Raw genomic sequence first — 19684 nt, 5'->3', positions numbered from 1 at the left:
ACACCGTGCCCTAGGGTGTATGCCCATGTTCCCCTGCGAGCGCGTCCCCCTCACGTTCGTCGACACGGCGCCGTACCGCTTCGTCAGCACCGTGGATCTCGCGATCACCCCGGAGCAGGTGTTCGAGGTGCTCGCCGACGAGACGTCGTGGCCGCAGTGGGCGACGGTGATCACCAAGGTGACGTGGACCAGCCCCGAACCGCGCGCCGTGGGCACCACCCGTCGGGTGGAGATGCAGGGCGGCATCGTCGGCGACGAGGAATTCCTGGCCTGGACGCCGTTCAGTCATATGGCGTTCCGCTTCAACGAGGCCTCGACCCGCAGCATCGCCGCGTTCGCCGAGGACTACCGCGTTGTCCCGACGCCCACCGGCAGCCACCTCACCTGGGTGATGGCCATGAAGCCGAACGGTGTCGCGGCGCGGGTGGGCATGACGCTCGGCAAGCCCGTCATGGGTTGGCTGTTCCAGCGCTTCCTGCACAACCTGCGCCGCTACACCGACGAGCGGTATCCGACCGCCGCCTAGTACATCCCGTCCCAGGCGTTGCGGCGGACCTCGTCGGGGTCGTCGACCGACACGTCGCGGGTGGACCGGATCACCCGCGTGCGGCGCTGCTCGGCGTCGTAGCGCGGCCAGTCCTCGCGCCACACCTGCCCCGGCGCCCAGCCGCGGGTGGCGAAGTCCAGCCAGGTGCTCTGCATCCGCCGCCCCACCGCCGGCTGCACCCGCCTGCCCAGCGGATGGATCTTGCGGCCCAGGTAGGAGGCGTAGCTGTGCTGGATGTGCACGATCTCGCTGCCGTGCGTGGCGCCGAGGCCCAGTGCCCGCAGCGTCCAGGTGGTGTGGTCGAAGCGGTAGACGTAGGTGGGCGCATGCGCGCTGTAGGCGTCGGCGAACGCCCACGTCGGCGCGCCGAACATGACGTCGGAGCCGAAGGCGATCAGTGCGCGGCGGCGGGGGAACTCCGGGTATGCGGCCAGCAGCCGGTCGCGCACCTCCGGCGGCCGCCGGCGCAGGTAGGCCTCGACGCCGGCCACCGTCGTGGGCAGCATCGGCGGCTTGCCCCAGGCGAACATCGACGCCTCGTGGCTGTTCGTGCCGATGATCAAGGGCACCGGGGCGACGGCGCCGGCCCGGGCCGCGTCGATCGGGTGCTGCGGCAGCAGGTCGACACCGTGGGTGAGCCCGTAGGCGAGAGTCGGGCTCTCGGCCGCGCTCTCCAGCTGCAGCTGACCGGCCGCGCGGCGTAACTGCCGCTGCGGCAGGGTCTTCAGCGAAGCCGGGCCGGTGCCGACCAGCTGCAGGAACCGCTCGGACCGGCGCGCCCTGATCTCCCGGTCGGCGATGAGCGGCAGTGCCGGGCTCTGCGCGATCGCACGGCTGAACAACCCGCGGGCGGCCGGGCTGGCCAGCAGGGCGAGCACCGACGTCGCACCCGCGGATTCGCCGAACACCGTCACGTGGTCCGGGTCGCCCCCGAACGCGGCGATGTTGTCACGGACCCAGCGCAGCGCGGCAATCTGGTCGCGCAGGCACAGATTGTCGTCGAAGCCGTGGCCCAGGTCGCCCAGCTCGAAGCCCCCGAATACGCCCAGCCGGTAGGTCACGTTCACCACGACGACGTTGCCGTTGGCGGCCAGCCGCGACCCGTTGTAGAGCTGAAGCTGGCCGGCGCCGTAGACGAACGCGCCGCCCGGGATCCAAACCATCACCGGCAGCGCGGCCCCGGGGAGCGAGGCCGGGGACCACACCGTCAGGGTCAGGCACGCCTCGTCGCGGATCTTCGGGTCGTCGCGGCCGCCGCCGACGAATGACCGGCCCTGCGGCGGCAGCGGTCCGTGCTCCACCGCGTCGCGCACCCCGGTCCACGGCCGCGGCGGCAGCGGCGCGGTGAACCTGCGCTCGCCGACCGGCTGGCGGGCATACTCGATCCCGCGCCACACGGCGACGCCACCCTCGGTGGAGCCGCGCAGCCGGCCGAGCGTCGTGTGCGCGACGGTGGGCACTTCGGCGACGACGGACACGCCTGAATCGTAGTGTGGCAAGCTGAACGCGGCGTATCGCCGAGCGTCACGGCCAGTACAGATGGGGTGTGCGATGACCTTCAACGAAGGTATGCAGATCGACACGAGCACCACATCCACCGGCGGAGGGGGTCGCGGCCCGGGCCGCGGCATCGCGGTCGGTGGCGGTGGGCTCGGCCTGATCGTGCTCGTCGTCGCGCTGTTCCTCGGCGTTGACCCGAGCACGGTGATGCCGGAGCAGGGCGCACCCGGTGCCGAGGCGGAGGGCTTCGACACGAGCCAGTGCCGCACCGGCGCCGACGCCAACCGCATCGCCGAGTGCCGGGTGATCGCGACCGCCAACTCCCTCGACGGCATCTGGCCGCAGCTGCTGCCGGACTACACCCGGCCGCGCGTGAAGCTGTTCACCGGCCAGGTCAACACCGCCTGCGGAGCCGCGTCCAGCGAGGTCGGCCCGTTCTACTGCCCCGGCGATCAGACGGCGTACTTCGACGTCGGGTTCTTCGACGTGCTGAAAGACCAGTTCGGTTCCAGCGGTGGACCGTTGGCGCAGGAATACGTCGTCGCCCACGAGTTCGGCCACCATGTACAGCAGCTGCAGGGTTCGCTGGTGCGCGCCCAGCAGGATCCCGAGGGCCCGACGGGCGGCGGAGTGCGCACCGAACTGCAGGCCGACTGCTACGCCGGCGTGTGGGCGCACTACGCCGCGATCACCAAGCAGCCGGGCACCGATGTGACGTACCTGCAGCCGCTGACCGACAAGGACATCGCCGACGCGCTGTCCGCCGCGTCGGCCGTCGGCGACGACCGCATCCAGGAGGCCGCCACCGGCCGGGTCAACCCCGAGGCGTGGACGCACGGTTCGTCCGAGCAGCGGCAGAAGTGGTTCACCGAGGGCTACCGGACCGGCGATCCGGCGTCCTGCGACACCTTCGCCGCCACCGACCTTGGGTAGGGCGGCCACGGCCGTCGACACCGTCGCGGAACGCTACCTGGACACCGTCGCGGCGCTCGATCCCTGCGCCGCAACGGAAATGGGCATAGTCGGGCACGACGACGACATCACCGACTACTCCCCCGACGGCGTGACCGCCCGCGCCGAGGCGGCCCGCGCCGCGCTGCGCGAGCTCGACGGGGCGACACCGGTCGACGAGACCGACCGGGTGACCGTTGCCGCCATGCGGGAGCGCCTCGGCGTGCTGATCGACCTGAACGACGCCGGGCTCGACCTCGGCGAGCTCAACGTGATCGCCTCGCCGCTGCAGTCCATGCGCGACGTGTTCGACCTGATGGCCACCGACACCGAGGACGACTGGGTACTGATCGCCCGGCGCCTCGCCCGGCTGCCCGACCGGGTGGCCGGTTACGCGCAGGCCCTGCGCACCGCCGCCGAGAGCGGCCGCGCGCCGGCGGTGCGCCAGGTGGCGCGGGGCATCGAACAGGCCGCGGGGATCCAGCACCTGCTGGTCGACATGGTCGCGGGCGCGGCGCCGCAGAGCGCCGCGCTGCACGAGGACCTGCAGCAGGCGGCCGCGAACGCCGCGAACGCCTACCACGAGCTGGCCAGGGTGCTCGGCGACGACATCGCCCCGCAGGCCCACCAGGAGGACGCGGTCGGCCGCGACCGGTACCGGCTCTGGTCGCGGTCCTTCCTTGGCGCGGCCGTCGACTTCGACGAGACCTACGAGTGGGGCCTTGCGCTGCTCGACGACATTGTGGCCGAACAGAAGTCGATCGCCGACCGGCTCTACCCCGGGTCGTCGGTCGCCGGCGCGCTCCGGCAGCTCGAACACGAGCCGCGGTACGTGGTGCACGGCACCGACGCGCTGCAGGCGTGGATGCAGGACCTCTCCGACCGGGCGGTCGAGTCGCTGGCGGGCACCCATTTCGAGATCGACCCGGCGCTGCGCAACCTGGAGTGCCGGATCGCACCGACGCACACCGGTGGCATCTACTACACCGGGCCCTCGGAGGACCTGAGCCGGCCGGGCCGGATGTGGTGGTCCGTCCCGCATGGGGTGGACGTGTTCCACACCTGGCAGGAGACGACGACCGTCTTCCACGAGGGCGTGCCGGGGCATCACCTGCAGATCGGTCGCGCGGTGGTGCTGGCCGACAGGCTCAACCGCTGGCGCAGGCTGGGCTGCTGGGTCTCGGGTCATGGCGAGGGGTGGGCCCTCTACGCCGAGCGGCTGATGGCCGAACTCGGCTGGCTCGACGACGACGGCAACCGGATGGGCATGCTCGACGCGCAACGGTTCCGCGCCGCCCGCGTCGTCATCGACATCGGTGTGCACTGCGGGATGACCGCACCCGACGGCGGTACCTGGGACGCCGAGCGGGCGTGGAACTTCCTGCAGTCCCACAGCGCGATGGCCGAGGAGAACCTGCGCTTCGAACTCGACCGCTATCTGGGCTGGCCCGGACAGGCGCCGTCGTATGCGATAGGTCAACGGATCTGGCAGCAGCTGCGCGACACCACGCTGGGCAGCGGTGTTGCCCTCAAGGAATTCCACCGGCGCGCACTCGATCTCGGCGGTCTGCCGCTGGACGTGCTCAGCGCGGCGGTGTCAGGCGACTTCGCCGATGACTGACGGCGGACTCGAACCCGACACCAAGGACTGGACCTGGGTGCTGTCGCAGCCCTGCCCGGAATGCGGGTTCGACGCCGGCGCCGTCTCGCATCTCGACGTCGCCGACCGCATCCGCTCGGACGCCGACGACTGGCTGCGCCGGCTGGGTGCGGCCGACGCGGCGATCCGGCGCAGACCCGCGGTGTGGTCCACCCTCGAGTACGGCTGTCACGTGCGCGACGTCCACCGGATCTTCCACACCCGCGTGCAGGCGATGCTCACCCAGACCGAGCCGCTGTTCCCGAACTGGGATCAGGACCAGACCGCGCGCGACGACGACTACGCCGCGCAGAGCCCAGCCGTGGTGGCCGGTGAACTGTTCGACGCCGCTGTCACCGTCGCCGACACGTACGCCGCGGTCCCGCCGGACGCCTGGTCGCGCCGCGGACTGCGCAGCAACGGAAGCGAATTCACCGTCGCCTCCATCGCCGTCTACCATCTGCACGACGTCGTGCACCACGCGTACGACGTCGACGTCGCGGGACGCTGAGGCCGGCCACCGCTCACCGATAGCGAAGGCCGTGGCCGAACCGGAACACCGGGTCGGCGGTGTCGAACGCGATGTCCGACCGGCTCGCCGCCACCGCGGCGTCGGAACGCGGCAGGTCGAACGGCAGTGATCCGCGGGGCGCCGACTCACCGAACAGCACCTCGACCAGCGCGTCGGCGGCGACACCGAAGTTCGCGATGATCGCACCCGCCGAATCCACGAGCGGCGTCAGCACGGCGGGCCGCTCCAAATAGACGTCGATGATGGTGGGCACGGCGGCACACACGTCGCCGACCTCCTGCAGCACCTCGGCGGCGAACTCCAGTGAGCCGTGGTGGAACATCGCCGCGATGCCTGGGGCGGCCGGCTCGTACGGCGTGGCGAGCCGCAGCAGCGCGACGTCGGCCTGCTTCGGATCGTCGACCAGAGTGGCGCGGCCCGCGACGTCGTCGGGCGACAACTCTGGGGCATAGAGCCGGATGCCGGGTGGCAACGGCAGCAACGGGTTCGCCGCTGTGCCGTTGGTGAGCAGGGTCAGCGCGTCCTGCTGCGCACGGCGCCCGGCGGCGACGAAGTCGGCACGCCCGACTGTGACGGCGGCGTGTTCGGGATCGACGAACGGCTCGTCGAAGAGGCCGAGCGCGAACTTGACCCGCAGTAGCCGGCGCGCCGATTCGTCGATGCGGGCCTCGCTGACACGGCCGTCGGCGACGAGGTCGAGCAGGACGTCGGTGCAGTGCTCGCCGCCGAACTGGTCGACGCCGGCATCGAGCACCTTCAACATCCGCTCGTGCCGGTCGAGGTGCTCGACGCCCCACGCCCGTGCCGTGCCGAGGTCCCCGAGTCCGGGGTTGTCGGTGATCAGTCCCCAGTCAGTGCACACCACACCGTCGAACCCGAGTTCCTCCCGCAGCACACCGGTGATCACCGACCGGTTGAATCCGAATCCGACTTCCTCCCAGTCGGTTCCGACCGGCATGCCGTAGTAGGGCATCACCTCGGCCGCGCCGGCCGCCAGCGCGGACCGGAACGGCCGCAGGTGGTACTCCCTCGCCCCGCCCGGGTAGACCTGTTCCCGGCCCCACGCGAAGTGCGGGTCGTTGCCGTCGCGCTGCGGCCCGCCGCCGGGGAAGTGCTTGATCATCGCGGCCACCGACGCGACGCTCAACGAATCACCCTGCAGTCCTTCGACATACGCGGCGCCGAGCCGTGACGTCAGGTCGGCGTCCTCGCCGAACGTCGCGTTGATCCGCGGCCAGCGGGCCTCGGTGGCCAGGTCGATCTGCGGGTGCAGCGCGACGCGCAGCCCGACCGCGAGGTACTCCTGCCGGGCGATGTCGGCGAACTCGCGCACCCGCTCCGCCGACCCGATCGCCGCCAGCCCGAGAGGTTCCGGCCAACGGGAGTACGCCCCGGCCATCATCTGGGCGAGCGGGTTGTCGGTGAAGTGGTGCCGGGGGTCGGTCGAGAACGTCACCGGTATCGGATGCGGCCGCTGCAACGCCCGGCGTTGCACACCGTTGGCCCAGTCGGCGAACTCGCGACCGTCCGGGCTGGGGCCCAGCAGGTTGAGATGCGTCAGCCCCAGGTCGAGCAGCGTCTGCAGGGACGGCAGGGGCAGGCCCTCGAAGCCGTCGCCCTGATCGCCGATGACGGCCATGGTGTGGAACATCAGCGCGACCTTCTCGCCGATCGGCAGCCGGGCGAGCAGATCGTCGACGCGGCGTTCGAGGTCTGGTCCGTCGGTCACCGAATCCAGCGTGCCGGAAGTCCGGCAGTGCTGCCAGCGGCTACAGCCGGGAGTGCTCCGCGATACCGGTGTCGGTGGTCCGCAGCGGGCGGATCAACGCGTCCTGGCTGAAGGAGGCCAGCAGTTCGCCCGCCTCGGTGTGCACGGCCCCGCGGACGTAGGACATGCCCGCGCCCACCTGGGTGCTCTCATGGGAGTAGAGCAGCCACCCGTCCCAGCGCACCGGCTCGTGGAAGCTGACGGTGGCGGTCATCGGCGCGGTCGACACCGTCAGGTGCGCCTGCGCGGTGCCGATGCCCTCGTGGGCCCGCATGGTCGTCGAAATACCCAGGTGGCCGGTGAAATACGCGATGAGCGCCTTGGCCAGATCGTCGCGGTCGGGCACCGGGTCGTAGTGCAGCCAGGCGTAGAGCTCGGGCGGGCCGACCTCGTCGGGGCTGTTGACGTCCACCACGTCGACCAGCCGCACCTGCCTGCCGGTCATCGGCATCGAGGATTCGTTCGCGTCGTCGGGGCCCGCCACCTCCGGACGCGGCAGGTGGTGGCGGATGACGTCGCCCGACGGCACGTCGGTGAACACCGTCACCGTGATGGCGCTCTTGCCGTTCTGCGACGCCGACACCACGGCGGTCGCCGTCGACCGGCCTTCGGCCACCACGTCGATCTCGAGCTCCACCGGCGGACCGACGAGCACGGCACGGGCGAAGACCGCGTGCACCGAACGCACCGACTTCTCCGGGAAGCGTTTCGCCGCAGCCACGATCGCGGCGCCGAGGATCTGCGTGCCCTCCACCACCTGGCGTTCGTCGACTCCGGCGATGCCGGTCTGCACGGTGAAGCGGTTGTCCCCGGCCGGTTCGGCGTCGAACAGATCGAGCAGCATCCCGATCGTCCACTGCGCCTGCGCGGAGTCCGTCGATTCCGTCGTCATAGGTCCTGACCCCTCGTTCAAATCGTGTCTCGTCGGTGCACGGCGGTCTTCTGCGAGGAACACAGTAGCCGGAAGGCGCACGAGCCTCTACAAAAGCGGTAACGTCATTCTCGCAGCTGCAGCCGGACGGGAAGGTGCTCCCATGGCGAACGCGAACGGCCGGGCGGTGACCCCGGGCCGGGTCGATTCCGAAGCGCGCGCCGCGCGGTTCATGAAGTCGGCGCTGACCATCCTGGGCGAGACGGGCCGCACCGACTTCACGGTGCTGGAGGTGGTGGAGCGGTCCAAGACCTCACTGCGGTCGTTCTACCAGCACTTCTCCACCAAGGATGAACTCCTGCTGGCGCTCATCGAGCGGATCATGGCCGAGTCGACACAGCAGTGGCGCGCACAGACCGACGGCCTTGGCGGTGTCGAAGCCCTTCGCGTGCTGATCGACGGGATCTGCACCCCGGCCGAGAGCAGCACCCAGGATCGGGTGAACCGCGGCCTGACGTTCTACAACGACCATCTCTCCGAGAGCCTGCCGCAGGACTACGCCCGCGTGCTGTCGCCCCTACACCGGCTGATCGGCGACATCATCGGCCGCGGGATCGCCGATGGCACGTTCCGCGACGACGTCGACGTCGACAGCACCGCGGCGCTGATCATGCAGAACGTGCTGGGCGCCATGCGGTTACGGGTGCTGGGCGCCGAGCTGAACGGCGTACCGATCGAGGGCGGACACATCTTCGACTTCTGCTCTCGCAGCCTGCTCGCGCATCCCGGATGAGCCACCCGACGGCGTTACACCTGAGGCCGGTTTCGTCACCCGCACGAAAGTGGTAATTTCATTACCACTTGCAGCCAACAAGACTTCCAGGAGGCGGAAATGCCCTCACGCGATCTGTCGTATCCGGTGTTCGACGCCGACAACCACTTCTACGAGCCGAAGGAAGCGCTGACGCAGTTCCTGCCGGACAAGCGCAAGGGCGTCATCGACTACATCGACGTCAAGGGCCGCACCAAGATCGTCGTGCGCAACCACATCAGCGACTACATCCCGAACCCCACGTTCGAGGTGGTCGCCAAGCCCGGCGCGCAGGAGGAGTACTTCCGGCACGGCAGCGGCGGCAAGAGCTTCCGCGAGATCATGGGCAAGCCGATGAAGGCCATCCCCGCGTTCCGCAACCCCGAGGCCCGCCTCGAGGTGCTCGACGGCCTCGGCCTGGACTACACGATCATGTTCCCGACCCTGGCCAGCCTGGTCGAGGAGCGGCTCAAGGACGACCCGGACGCGATCCTCGACATCATCCACGCGCTCAACCAGTGGATGTACGAGACGTGGCAGTTCAACTACCAGGACCGGATCTTCTCCACGCCGGTCATCAACCTGAGCGTCGTCGACCGGGCACTCGAGGAACTCGAGTGGTGTCTGGAGCGCGGCGCCAAGACCGTCCTGGTGCGCCCCGCGCCGGTGCCCGGCTACCGCGGCACCCGGTCGATGGGCCTGCCCGAGTTCGACCCGTTCTGGGACGCCTGCGTCAAGGCCGGCATTCCGGTCTGCATGCACGCCTCCGACAGCGGCTACGCGGAGTACCTGAACGACTGGGAACCCGCCGACGAATACCTGCCGTTCAAGCCGACCGCATTCCGCATGGTCTCGATGGGCAAGCGGCCCATCGAGGACACCATGGCGGCGCTGGTCTGCCACGGCGCACTGACCCGCAACCCCGATCTGCGCATCCTTTCGGTCGAGAACGGCGCGTCGTGGGTGCCGTACCTGTTCAAGCAGTTCAAGGACGTCTACTCGAAGATGCCGCAGGAGTTCCCCGAGGACCCGATCCAGGCGTTCCGGCGCGGGGTGTACGTGGCCCCGTTCTGGGAAGACGACTTCAAGGAGATGGCCGACCTGATCGGCATCGACCGGGTGATCTTCGGCTCGGACTGGCCGCACCCCGAGGGCCTTGCCGACCCGATCAACCTGGTCGGCGACCTCGAGCAGATGGGCCTCGACGAAGAGGGCATCCGGAAGGTCATGGGCGGCAACCTCGTCGACCTGTTCAAGGTGCCGAACAAGAAGGTGTTCAAGCCCGACGTGCCCGCGCTCGTCATCGCTTGACCTGTGCGCTGAGCACCACCACCCTCCCACCCCCGCGCGAAGGCTGAACGGATCTCATGACCGAAGTGGCAAGTCCAGAACAGATGCTGTTCGCCTCGACCGCGCAGGCCTTCCTGGAGAAGGAGGCGTCGCTGACCCGGGTCCGGGAACTGCACGCCGACGGCGCCTCCTTCGACCCGGGGTGGTGGCGGCGCGCGGCCGAACTCGGCTGGACCAGCCTGCTGGTCCCCGAGGAGCTCGGCGGCGGAAGCGTGTCGGGCAACGGCGTCGAGGATCTCGCACTGGTCGCCGAACAGATCGGCCGTACCGTCGCCCCGGGACCGCTGCATCCGGTCAGCACGGTGCTCGCCGGGCTGGTCGACGCGTCCGACTCCGAACGGCACGCCGAGCTGATCGAGGCGCTGGTCTCCGGTGAGACGGTCGCGTCGTGGGCGGTCTGCGAGCCCGGTAGGTCCTGGAATCCGTTGTACGCCGGCGTCACCGCGACGCCGGCCGACGGCGGTTACCGCATCGACGGGGTCAAAGACCGGGTGGAGGCGGGCGCCCAGAGCGCGGTGTTGCTCGTCACGGCGCGCGTCGGCGACGACCTGCGGCAGTTCCTCGTACCGACCGATGCCGCCGGTGTCTCGATCACCGAGCAGCGTTCGGTCGACCTGGTGAAGCGCTACGCGCGGGTCGAGTTCAACGGCGTCGTCGACGAGTCGGCGGTCGTGGGGACGACCGCCGACACCGCAGCGCTGATCGACCGGCAGGCTCAGGTCGCCCAGATCCTGCAGTGCGCCGAGGTGGTCGGAATCCTGGACACCGTGGTGGGTTTCACCATCCAGTGGGCCTTCGACCGGCATTCCTTCGGCCGCCCGCTGGCGTCCTACCAGGCGCTCAAGCACCGCTTCGCGGACCTGAAGATCTGGCTCGAGGCCTGCCGCGCCGCCACCCGCGCCGCCGTCACGGCGGTGGCGGACCGCTCCCCAGGCGCGGCGTTCGCCGTCAGCGTCGCGAAATCCTATGTCGGAGAACACGCCGCACCGATGATCCAGCACGCCGTCCAGCTGCACGGCGGCATCGGCGTCACCTGGGAGCACGACCTGCACCTGTACCTGCGCCGCGCCACGCTGTACCGGTCGATGCTCGGCACGCCCGAAGACCACAACCTGCGCGTGTACGCGCTGTCCGAGGAACTGGAGTCCGCGTCATGACCGAGACCGCATCGCAGGATCAGGCGGCGCCGGCGGCAGGCGAGTCCGTCGAGGACTTCAAGGCCAGGGCGAAGGCGTGGCTCGCCGAGAACATGCCCCGCATCGACCCGGCGAACCCGCCGGACTCCGACCGCGGCGAGGAGGCCCCGTGGCTACGGGCCCGGGAACTCCAGAAGAAGCTGCACGCAGGCGGATTCGCCGGCATCTGCTTTCCCCGCGAGTACGGCGGCCTGGGCTACCCGATCGCCTACCAGCGAGCGTTCGACGCGGTGTCCAAGGACTACGAGCTGCCGATCATCCTCAACACACCGACGTTCACCATCTGCGCGGCGACGATCCTGGACACCGGTACCGAAGAGCAGAAGAGCGAGCACATCGCCGCGGCCATCCGCGGTGACGAGATCCTGGTGCAGCTGCTGTCCGAACCGAGCGGCGGATCAGACCTCGCCGGGGTGATCACCCGGGCCGACCGCAAGGGCGACACCTGGGTGATCAACGGCGCCAAGACGTGGAGCACCAGCGCCTTCGCCGCCGACTACGGCCTGCTGCTGGCCCGCACCGACTGGAACGTGCCCAAACACGAAGGGCTGACGATGTTCATGGTGCCGCTCGACGCACCGGGCATCACGATGCGGCGCATCAAGCAGGTCGACGGTGGCGACGAGTTCTGCGAGGAGTTCTTCGACAACCTCGAACTCGGCGACGACGCAGTGGTCGGCGAGGTGAACAAGGGCTGGGAGGTGGCCTCCCGGCAGCTCTACCACGAGCGGCGGGCGGTGGGCGGTGGCTCTGAGTTCGCCAGCGGCATCGGCCCGGAGGGTGTGACCGATCAACCGGTCGACTACCGGGCACTGCTGGCGGAGACCGGCCAGGCCGACAGCGAACGCGCCCGCGAGATGGCCGGCCGGGCTCTGGTGCGGCGTGCGGTGCAGGAGCAGCTGATCGACCACGTCTACCACGGTGTGCTGGACGGGTCGCTGCCACCGGCCGCCGGGTCGATCATCCGGATCACCCACGCCGAGTCGATCCAATTCGAGATCGACACGGCGGTGGCGCTTTCCGGGGCGGCCGGCGTGGTCGACGCGGGAGACCGGCTGATCCGCTACGGCGACCGCTACCTGTCGCGGCAGACCGCGTCGCTGGGCGGCGGGACCACCGAGATCGCCCGCAACATCATCGGCGAACGGGTGCTCGGCTTCCCCCGGGAACAGGCCGCCGACCGCGGTGTGCCGTTCAAGGACGTCAAGCGCAACAAGGTCTGACCTAGAACAGCGTTGCCTGTACCGGCTGCGCCGCCGCGACCGCGGGAACGGTGTCCGGCGTCGTGACCCGCCGGTCCCTGGCCAGACCGTGCCGGGCGATCAGCGGCGCCGCGCGGTCGTGCAGCGACCGGCGGTAGTCCTCGGGCAGATACGCACCGCGGCGGTACAACTCGCGGTAGCGCGCGACCAGATGCGGGTGCGAGCGCGCCAGCCACGACATGAACCAGCCGCGGGTGGAACCGCGCAGGTGCAGTCCGAACACCGTGACGCTGTCGGCGCCCGCGGCGGCTATCTGCCCGAGCAGTCCGTCGAGGTGCTCGGTGGAGTCGGTCAGATGTGGCAGCACCGGCGCCACCATCACATGGCACGGCAGCCCGGCGTCGCGGATCGCGGCGATGAGACCGAGCCGGGCCTGCGGCGAGGGCGTCCCCGGTTCGACGTCGCGGTGCAGTTCCGGGTCGCCGACCGCGAGCGACACCGCGACGCTCACCGGCACCCGCCGCGCCGCGTCGGCCAGCTGGGGCAGGTCGCGCCGGAGCAGTGTCCCCTTGGTGAGGATGGACATCGGTGTTCCCGAATCAGTCAGCGCGGCAATGATTCCCGGCATGAGTTCATAACGGCCCTCGGCCCGCTGATAGGGGTCGGTGTTGGTGCCCAGCGCCACCGTGTCCCGCGTCCACGACGGCCTGCGCAGTTCGCGGCGAAGCACGTCGACGACGTTGGTCTTGACCACCACCTGGGAGTCGAAGTCGGCGCCGTTGTCGAAGTCGAGGTACTCGTGGGTGGGGCGGGCGAAACAGTACCGGCAGGCGTGCGAACAGCCGCGGTAGCCGTTGACCGTGTACTGGAACGGCAGCATCGAGGAGTTCGGCACCTTGTTCAGCGCCGACTTGCACAGCACCTCGTGGAACGTGATGCCGTCGAACTGCGGCGTGCGGACGCTTCGGACGAAGCCGATGCGCTGCAGGCCCGGCAGCGCTCCGTCATCGACGCCGACACCCTGTCCGTCCCACCGCACCTCTTCATTCGAACTTGTGTTCGATCAGATGTCAAGTAGCGCGTCGCCGGGCGGGCCGGACCTTGGTGTACGTCTTTACGGACTGAGCGGCTACCGCGCTACCACTGCGACCCGAAGCACTGCGGGCTGTAAGGGTGGTCCTGCGCGACGATGACCTGGCCGTCGGCGGTGACCTCACAGTGCGCGTTGGGCGCCGCGACGCCGCCGCGGGTGGCGCTGCTCACCTGGAGGAACGCCCACTGTGGATCCTCGAGCGACGTCTCGAACACCCACGGCGCGCCCGGTGCGATGGTCAGCTTGTCGCGCTTGATGTAGGCGTACGCGTCGGCGTTGTAGGCGTCCATGCTGGGCGGTTGCGCGGTCAGGTAGGTCAGCGTGAAGTCCGCGGGCCCGGCCACCGCGAGGGTGTATGTGACCTTCTGCCCGGCCGGCTGCGCGACCGACGTCGCCTGGCTCACCGCACATCCCGCGGCCGCCACCACGAGTGCCGCCCCGATCCGCATCGTCGCTGTTCGCATGTCCGTCACATCGACGCAGGCTACCCGACCGTTACAGCCGCGCGCGGCACCCGGTGTCGGACAGGACAACACACGCTGACCAACAGGTTAACCGGTTCGTCACACGGCGACATTTCGAAGAAACACCAGCGCTCTAACGTGCCGATTCGACACCGCTACGGTGCCCCACCTGCGTGTTCCCCGGCAGAGATATTTCGGTGAGACCGCAGTTGACATGACGAAAGGCTGTTCATGCGACTACCTCGACGTGCTGCGTTCACCAGGTCCGCCCTGGCGACGGGAAGCATCGCGCTGGCCACCGCGATGGTGCTGGCGGGCTGCGGCACCCGTGCCGGCGACACCGAGGCGGCCAGCGCCGAATCCTGCGTGGACACCTCGGGTCCCACCATCAAGGTGGGGTCGCTGAACTCGCTGTCGGGCACGATGGCCATCTCCGAGGTCACCGTCCGCGATGCCATTAAGCTCGCGGTCGACGAGATCAACGCCGCAGGCGGTGTGTCCGGCAAGCAGATCCAGCTCATCGGGGAGGACGGCGCGTCCGAACCGACCGTCTTCGCCGAGAAGGCCGAGAAGCTGATCAGCAGTGACTGCGTGGCCGCGGTGTTCGGCGGCTGGACGTCGTCGAGCCGCAAGGCGATGCTCCCGGTCTTCGAGAGCGCCAATTCACTGCTGTACTACCCGGTGCAGTACGAGGGCCTCGAGTCGAGCAAGAACATCTTCTACACCGGCGCCACCACCAACCAGCAGATCGTCCCCGCGCTGGACTACCTCAAGCAGCGCGGCGTCAAGTCGCTCTACCTCGTCGGTAGCGACTACGTGTTCCCGCAGACCGCCAACCGGATCATCAAGGCCTACGCCGGCGCCAACGGAATCGAGATCAAGGGCGAGGACTACACCCCGCTCGGCTCGACGGACTTCTCGACGATCGTCAACAAGGTGCGCACCGCCGACGCGGACGCAGTGTTCAACACGCTCAACGGCGATTCCAACGTGGCGTTCTTCCGCGAGTACAAGAACGTCGGGCTGACCCCGCAGGCGATGCCGGTGGTGTCGGTGTCGATCGCCGAGGAGGAGGTCGGCGGCATCGGTGTGCAGAACGTCACCGGGCAGCTCACCGCGTGGAACTACTACCAGACCATCGACACGCCGGTGAATAAGGCGTTCGTCTCGGCCTACAAGAAGGCCTACGGCGCGAACAAGCCCACCTCGGATCCGATGGAGGCCGCCTACGTGTCGGTCTACCTGTGGAAGAACACCGTCGAGAAGGCGAAGTCGTTCGACGTCAAGGCTATTCAGGACAACGCGGGCGGTGTCTCCTTCGACGCACCGGAGGGCAAGGTCACCATCGACGGGGAGAACCACCACATCACCAAGACCGCCCGCATCGGCGAGATCCGGCCCGACGGGCTGATCTACACGATCTGGGAGTCGCCGGGCCCGATCGAGCCGGACCCGTACCTGAAGTCCTATCCGTGGGCCGCCGGCCTGTCCAGCTGATCCTATGGACGTCCTGATCGGACAGCTGGCAACGGGATTGAGCCTCGGCTCGATCCTGTTGCTGGCCGCACTCGGGCTCTCGCTGACCTTCGGTCAGATGGGGGTCATCAACATGGCCCACGGCGAGTTCATCATGGCCGGCTGCTACACCGCCTACGTGGTGCAGCAGCTCGTCACCAGCGCCGGTGCCTCGCTGCTGATCTCGCTGGCGGTCGGATTCGTGGTGGGCGGCGCGATGGGCGCCCTGCTCGAGGTGACACTGATCCAGCGGATGTACCACCGGCCACTGGACACCCTGCTGGTCACGTTCGGCGTCGGACTGGTCCTGCAGCAGGTGGCCCGCGACATCTTCGGCGCCCCCGCGGTCAATGTGGTGGCCCCGGCGTGGCTGTCGGGCGGGGTGGAGATCTTCGGCGCCGTGGTGCCGAGAACGCGGATCTTCATCCTGGTGCTCGCGGTCGCCTGTGTGGCCGTGCTCGCCACCATGCTCAAGGCCAGCCCGATGGGCAGGCGCATCCGCGCGGTGGTGGCCAACCGCGACCTCGCGGAGACGAGCGGGATCTCCTCGCGCAAGACCGACATCACCACCTTCTTCATCGGTTCGGGGCTGGCCTCGGTGGCCGGTGTCGCGCTGACGTTGATCGGCTCCACCAGCCCAACCATCGGGCAGAGCTTCCTGATCGACGCGTTCCTGGTGGTGGTCGTGGGCGGGCTGGGTCAGATCAAGGGCACCGTGATCGCGGCGCTGGCGCTGGGCTTCTTGAACTCGTTCATCGAGTACAACACCACCGCGTCGCTGGCCAAGGTGATCGTGTTCGTGATCATCGTCATCTTCCTGCAGGTCCGCCCCCAGGGCCTGTTCACCGTCCGCACGAGGAGTCTCGTATGAGGACATTGATCGGACGGTGGCAGACGTGGGCGGCCTTCGGGGTCGCGGCGCTCGTGTTGTTCGTCGCCGCGCCCGCCGTGCTCTCGGACTTCCGGCTCGGCCTGCTCGGCAAGTTCCTGTGCTTCGCGATCGTGGCCGTCGGCATCGGATTGGCCTGGGGCCGCGGCGGAATGCTCGTGCTGGGCCAGGGCGTGTTCTTCGGCCTCGGCGGCTACATGATGGGTATGCACCTCAAGATCGCCGATGCGCAGATCCGCGGCGACGACGTGCCGGACTTCATGCAGATCGCCGGCGTGCGCGAGTTGCCCTCCTACTGGGCGCCGTTCGCCTCGCCGGCGTTCACCCTGCTGGCGATCGTGGTGGTGCCCGCGGGCATCGCCGCCGCGCTCGGCCTCGGGGTGTTCAAGCGCCGCGTCAAGGGCGCGTACTTCGCGATCCTGTCGCAGGCGCTGGCGGCGGCGCTGGCCATCCTGCTCGTCGGCCAGATGAGTCTCGGTGGCAGCAACGGGCTCAGCGGCTTCCGCACATTCTTCGGGTTCACGCTCAACGACCCGGTGAACCGGCGGATGCTGTTCTTCATCGCGGCGGCCACCCTGCTGGTCGTGGTGGCCGTGGTCCGCCAGTTGATGCAGAGCCGCTACGGCGAACTGCTGGTGGCGGTGCGTGACGGTGAGGAGCGGGTGCGCTTCCTGGGCTACGACCCGGCCAACATCAAGGTGGTGGCGTACACCGTGGCGGCGCTGTTCGCGAGCGTCGCGGGTGCTCTGTTCACCCCGATCGTCGGCTTCATCGCGCCGTCCCAGGTCGGGATCCTGCCGTCGATCGCGTTCCTGATCGGCGTGGCGATCGGCGGCCGCACCACGCTGCTGGGCCCCGTGCTCGGTGCGATCGGTGTGGCGTGGGCGCAGACGGTGTTCTCCGAACGTTTTCCGTCGGAGTGGATCTACGCCCAGGGCCTGCTGTTCATCATCGTGGTCGGCTTCTTCCCGGCCGGCTTCGCCGGCCTGAGCGTGCTGGCCCGGCGCTCCCGGCGGCGCAGACCCGATGCACCACCCGGTGATCCGGCGCCCGCAGAACAGGTCGACGAGCCCGAATCCGACACCAGAGTGGGAGCCCCGACATGACCACCGCGCAGGCACAGTCGCAGCCGGTGGCGGGCGGCAACGTCGGCATGGGCACCGAGTACCTCGAAGTACGGGGACTGACAGTCGATTTCGACGGGTTCAAGGCGGTCAGCGACGTCGACCTGACATTGTTCCAAGGCGACCTGCGATTCCTGATCGGACCCAACGGCGCCGGGAAGACCACGGTGATCGACGCCATCACCGGCCTGGTGGCCGCCTCGGGTTCGGTGAACAAGTCGGGGGTGGAACTGCTCGGCAAGAAGGTGCACCAGATCGCCAGGCGGGGCGTCGGGCGAACCTTCCAGACGGCCAGCGTGTTCGAACAGCTCACGGTGCTGCAGAACCTGGACATCGCGGCGGGCGCGGGCCGCTCACCGTGGACGCTGCTGCGCCGGCGGTCCGGCGTGCTGCCGGCCATCGAGGAGGCCCTGGAGACCATCGGCCTGACCGACCTGGCGGGCAAGCCGGCCGGGGTGCTGGCCCACGGGCAGAAGCAGTGGCTGGAGATCGGCATGCTGCTGGTGCAGAACGCCGACGTGCTGCTGCTCGACGAGCCGGTGGCCGGCATGAGCACCGAGGAGCGCGAGGAGACCGGAAACCTGCTGCGCCGCATCGGCGGTGAACGCACCGTGGTGGTCGTCGAGCACGACATGGACTTCATGCGCGCCTTCGCCACCTCGGTGACGGTGCTGGCGCGGGGCCAGGTGATCGCCGAGGGTTCGGTGGCCGAGGTCCAGGCCAACCCCAAGGTGCAGGAGGTGTACCTCGGCACCGCCGCGGCGGGCGCCGAGGGCATACCGAACGAACTGATCGAGGAAGTTGGCGACTGATGCTCGAACTCATCGACGTCCGCACCGGGTACGGCCGGTCGGAGGTCATCCACGGTGTCAGCCTGAAGGTGCCGTCCGACGGGGTCGCCGCGGTCATGGGCCACAACGGCGCGGGCAAGACGACGCTGCTGCGCGCCGCGGTCGGGCTGCTGAAATGCACTGCGGGCAAGGTGGTGTTCAAGGGTGAGGACATCACCAAGCTGCGGCCGAGCGCGCGGGTGGCGCGTGGGCTGGCCTACGTGCCGCAGGGTCAGCAGTCGTTCGGGCAGCTGACGACGGCGGAGAACCTCCAGGTCGTCGCGGACGGGCGGAAGAACGGCAGGCAACTGATCGACGAGCAACTCGACCTGTTCCCCGCGCTGAAAGAACTGCTGACCCGGCGGGCGGGTCTGCTGTCCGGTGGGCAGCGTCAGCAGTTGGCGATCGCACGTGCTCTGATCACGTCACCCACCTGCCTCATCCTCGACGAGCCGACCGAGGGTATCCAGCCGTCGGTGGTGGCCGAGATCGAGGCGGCGATCACCGCGCTGACCGGGCGGGGCGATCTCGGCGTGCTGCTGGTCGAGCAGCACATCGGTTTCGCCCTGGAGTCGTCGCAGCACTACTACATCGTGGAGGCCGGCCGGGTCACGTCGAGCGGCACCGGCGGATCGGCATCGGAGGCCGACGTGCGCGCCGCGATGGCCATCTAGCTCGGGTTTCTGCCGCGAGCGTGCCGGGGACACCTCCGCCATGTGGGCGAGTTTGTCGGACGACACGCGCGAAAACCGGGCATCCGCGCACGATCATGCCCGTCGAGCGGGCACACTCTCCGCGTGACCGAACCATCAGTGCTCGCGGATGCCGGCAGATTCGTGGTCGCGGAGGACGGCCCGAAGGTCCTGGTGATCGACCGCGGCCGCACCCCACCCGAGGTGATGGTGCTGCTCCTGACGATCTTCAGCCTCGTCTTCGGCGGTTTCGGCGTCGTCTCGCTGTTCTCGGCCGTCACCGGCACGATCTCGCTCCGGTCGTTGGTGATCGGCGGCGTCTTCTTCGCCATCGGCGTGGCGTCGCTGCTGGTGATGAACTGGATCAACGCATCCATCCAGCGGGCCCGGTCGATGCCGCTGAGCACGATGCGGCCGGTGGCAGTGTTCGACCGCAGACACCGGGTGTACCTCGACGCGGACGGCGAAGTCGTCGCGCCGCTCGACCAGGTCCGCTTCGAACGCAGGATGCAGATGACGTCGAGCGCGTCGAAGCTCGTGGCGGTCACGCCCGCCGGTGCACGGGATCTGCTGCGCGGCACGCCGTTCAACAGTGTCGGCAAGCTCGACGGGGTGCTGACGGCCCTCGTGCACGCCGAGCGGTGAACGCTTGTCGACGGTCGAGACTGTCGACGTTCGGGTCACGGCCGCCCGGCTGTGACCTAGCATCA

The 19684-nt window shown here is 69.1% G+C and carries 19 protein-coding genes; 14 read left to right on the top strand and 5 right to left on the bottom strand.

Features of this window, described 5'->3' with window-relative positions; genetic code table 11:
* Positions 1–19 precede the first annotated feature (19 nt).
* On the top strand, positions 20–526 hold the full coding sequence (locus O6P37_RS11545; RefSeq protein ID WP_269894208.1) for an SRPBCC family protein: 507 nt from the start codon (positions 20–22) through the stop codon (positions 524–526).
* Here O6P37_RS11545 and O6P37_RS11540 read toward each other — a convergent pair.
* Positions 523–2178, bottom strand: coding sequence for a carboxylesterase/lipase family protein (locus tag O6P37_RS11540; RefSeq protein ID WP_408633153.1), 1656 nt, complete (start codon positions 2176–2178; stop codon positions 523–525). The genes O6P37_RS11545 and O6P37_RS11540 overlap by 4 nt on opposite strands.
* Here O6P37_RS11540 and ypfJ point away from each other — a divergent pair.
* From ypfJ to O6P37_RS11525, 3 genes are read left to right on the top strand one after another with little or no spacing between them, the layout of a single operon-like run.
* Positions 2099–2980, top strand: coding sequence for a KPN_02809 family neutral zinc metallopeptidase (ypfJ, locus tag O6P37_RS11535; protein ID WP_264010949.1), 882 nt, complete (start codon positions 2099–2101; stop codon positions 2978–2980). The genes O6P37_RS11540 and ypfJ overlap by 80 nt on opposite strands.
* Positions 2973–4619: a DUF885 domain-containing protein gene (locus O6P37_RS11530; RefSeq protein WP_269894206.1), complete on the top strand. Its 1647-nt coding sequence runs from the start codon at positions 2973–2975 to the stop codon at positions 4617–4619. Before ypfJ ends, O6P37_RS11530 begins: the two co-directional genes overlap by 8 nt.
* The gene (locus O6P37_RS11525) at positions 4612–5148 is read left to right on the top strand and encodes a DinB family protein (RefSeq protein WP_269894205.1); all 537 of its coding nucleotides are present in this window, start codon (positions 4612–4614) and stop codon (positions 5146–5148) included. Before O6P37_RS11530 ends, O6P37_RS11525 begins: the two co-directional genes overlap by 8 nt.
* A gap of 13 nt (positions 5149–5161) precedes the next feature.
* Here the strand turns inward: O6P37_RS11525 and O6P37_RS11520 are convergent, their stop codons facing one another.
* Both O6P37_RS11520 and O6P37_RS11515 read right to left on the bottom strand, forming a co-directional pair.
* On the bottom strand, positions 5162–6898 hold the full coding sequence (locus O6P37_RS11520; RefSeq protein ID WP_269894204.1) for a glycoside hydrolase family 3 protein: 1737 nt from the start codon (positions 6896–6898) through the stop codon (positions 5162–5164).
* 40 nt (positions 6899–6938) lie between these two features.
* The gene (locus tag O6P37_RS11515) at positions 6939–7829 is read right to left on the bottom strand and encodes an acyl-CoA thioesterase (protein ID WP_269894203.1); all 891 of its coding nucleotides are present in this window, start codon (positions 7827–7829) and stop codon (positions 6939–6941) included.
* A 142-nt stretch (positions 7830–7971) separates the two neighbouring features.
* Between O6P37_RS11515 and O6P37_RS11510 the strand changes: the two genes are divergently transcribed.
* The 4 genes from O6P37_RS11510 to O6P37_RS11495 all read left to right on the top strand — a co-directional run bounded on the left by O6P37_RS11510 (position 7972) and on the right by O6P37_RS11495 (position 12388).
* On the top strand, positions 7972–8601 hold the full coding sequence (locus O6P37_RS11510; protein WP_269894202.1) for a TetR/AcrR family transcriptional regulator: 630 nt from the start codon (positions 7972–7974) through the stop codon (positions 8599–8601).
* Between the two features lie 99 nt (positions 8602–8700).
* The gene (locus tag O6P37_RS11505; RefSeq protein ID WP_269894201.1) at positions 8701–9930 is read left to right on the top strand and encodes an amidohydrolase family protein; all 1230 of its coding nucleotides are present in this window, start codon (positions 8701–8703) and stop codon (positions 9928–9930) included.
* A 56-nt stretch (positions 9931–9986) separates the two neighbouring features.
* Positions 9987–11126, top strand: a complete 1140-nt coding sequence (locus O6P37_RS11500) for an acyl-CoA dehydrogenase family protein (protein WP_269894200.1) — start codon at positions 9987–9989, stop codon at positions 11124–11126.
* The gene (locus tag O6P37_RS11495; RefSeq protein ID WP_269894199.1) at positions 11123–12388 is read left to right on the top strand and encodes an acyl-CoA dehydrogenase family protein; all 1266 of its coding nucleotides are present in this window, start codon (positions 11123–11125) and stop codon (positions 12386–12388) included. The genes O6P37_RS11500 and O6P37_RS11495 overlap by 4 nt, the downstream gene beginning before the upstream one ends.
* Position 12389: 1 nt before the next feature.
* Here the strand turns inward: O6P37_RS11495 and O6P37_RS11490 are convergent, their stop codons facing one another.
* The gene (locus O6P37_RS11490; RefSeq protein ID WP_269894198.1) at positions 12390–13406 is read right to left on the bottom strand and encodes an Rv2578c family radical SAM protein; all 1017 of its coding nucleotides are present in this window, start codon (positions 13404–13406) and stop codon (positions 12390–12392) included.
* Between the two features lie 98 nt (positions 13407–13504).
* On the bottom strand, positions 13505–13924 hold the full coding sequence (locus O6P37_RS11485) for a hypothetical protein (RefSeq protein WP_269894197.1): 420 nt from the start codon (positions 13922–13924) through the stop codon (positions 13505–13507).
* Positions 13925–14155: 231 nt separating this feature from the next.
* On the opposite strand from O6P37_RS11485, the gene urtA reads away from it, so the two are divergent.
* The 6 genes from urtA (at position 14156) to O6P37_RS11455 (ending at position 19619) form a co-directional block, all read left to right on the top strand.
* Positions 14156–15421 carry an urea ABC transporter substrate-binding protein gene (gene urtA / locus O6P37_RS11480; protein WP_269894196.1) on the top strand — a complete coding sequence of 422 codons (1266 nt, stop codon included), beginning with the start codon at positions 14156–14158 and terminating at the stop codon, positions 15419–15421.
* Between the two features lie 4 nt (positions 15422–15425).
* Complete coding sequence (urtB, locus tag O6P37_RS11475) at positions 15426–16310, top strand: urea ABC transporter permease subunit UrtB (RefSeq protein ID WP_269894195.1); 885 nt, start codon at positions 15426–15428, stop codon at positions 16308–16310.
* Positions 16307–17434, top strand: coding sequence for an urea ABC transporter permease subunit UrtC (gene urtC, locus O6P37_RS11470; protein WP_269894194.1), 1128 nt, complete (start codon positions 16307–16309; stop codon positions 17432–17434). The genes urtB and urtC overlap by 4 nt, the downstream gene beginning before the upstream one ends.
* Positions 17431–18264 (top strand): urea ABC transporter ATP-binding protein UrtD, encoded by an 834-nt coding sequence (urtD, locus tag O6P37_RS11465; protein WP_269894193.1) that lies wholly within the window; start codon positions 17431–17433, stop codon positions 18262–18264. Before urtC ends, urtD begins: the two co-directional genes overlap by 4 nt.
* Entirely contained in the window at positions 18264–18956 is a 693-nt protein-coding gene (urtE, locus tag O6P37_RS11460; RefSeq protein ID WP_269894192.1) for an urea ABC transporter ATP-binding subunit UrtE, read from the top strand. Before urtD ends, urtE begins: the two co-directional genes overlap by 1 nt.
* 123 nt (positions 18957–19079) lie before the next feature.
* Positions 19080–19619 (top strand): hypothetical protein, encoded by a 540-nt coding sequence (locus tag O6P37_RS11455; protein ID WP_269894191.1) that lies wholly within the window; start codon positions 19080–19082, stop codon positions 19617–19619.
* The last annotated feature ends 65 nt before the right edge of the window (positions 19620–19684 follow it).

It is taken from the genome of Mycobacterium hippophais, from assembly GCF_027529605.1.
In the GTDB taxonomy this organism is placed as follows: domain Bacteria; phylum Actinomycetota; class Actinomycetes; order Mycobacteriales; family Mycobacteriaceae; genus Mycobacterium; species Mycobacterium arseniciresistens.
The sequence above is the reverse complement of the archived record's forward strand: the minus strand, read 5'-3'. Positions and strand labels throughout refer to the sequence as shown.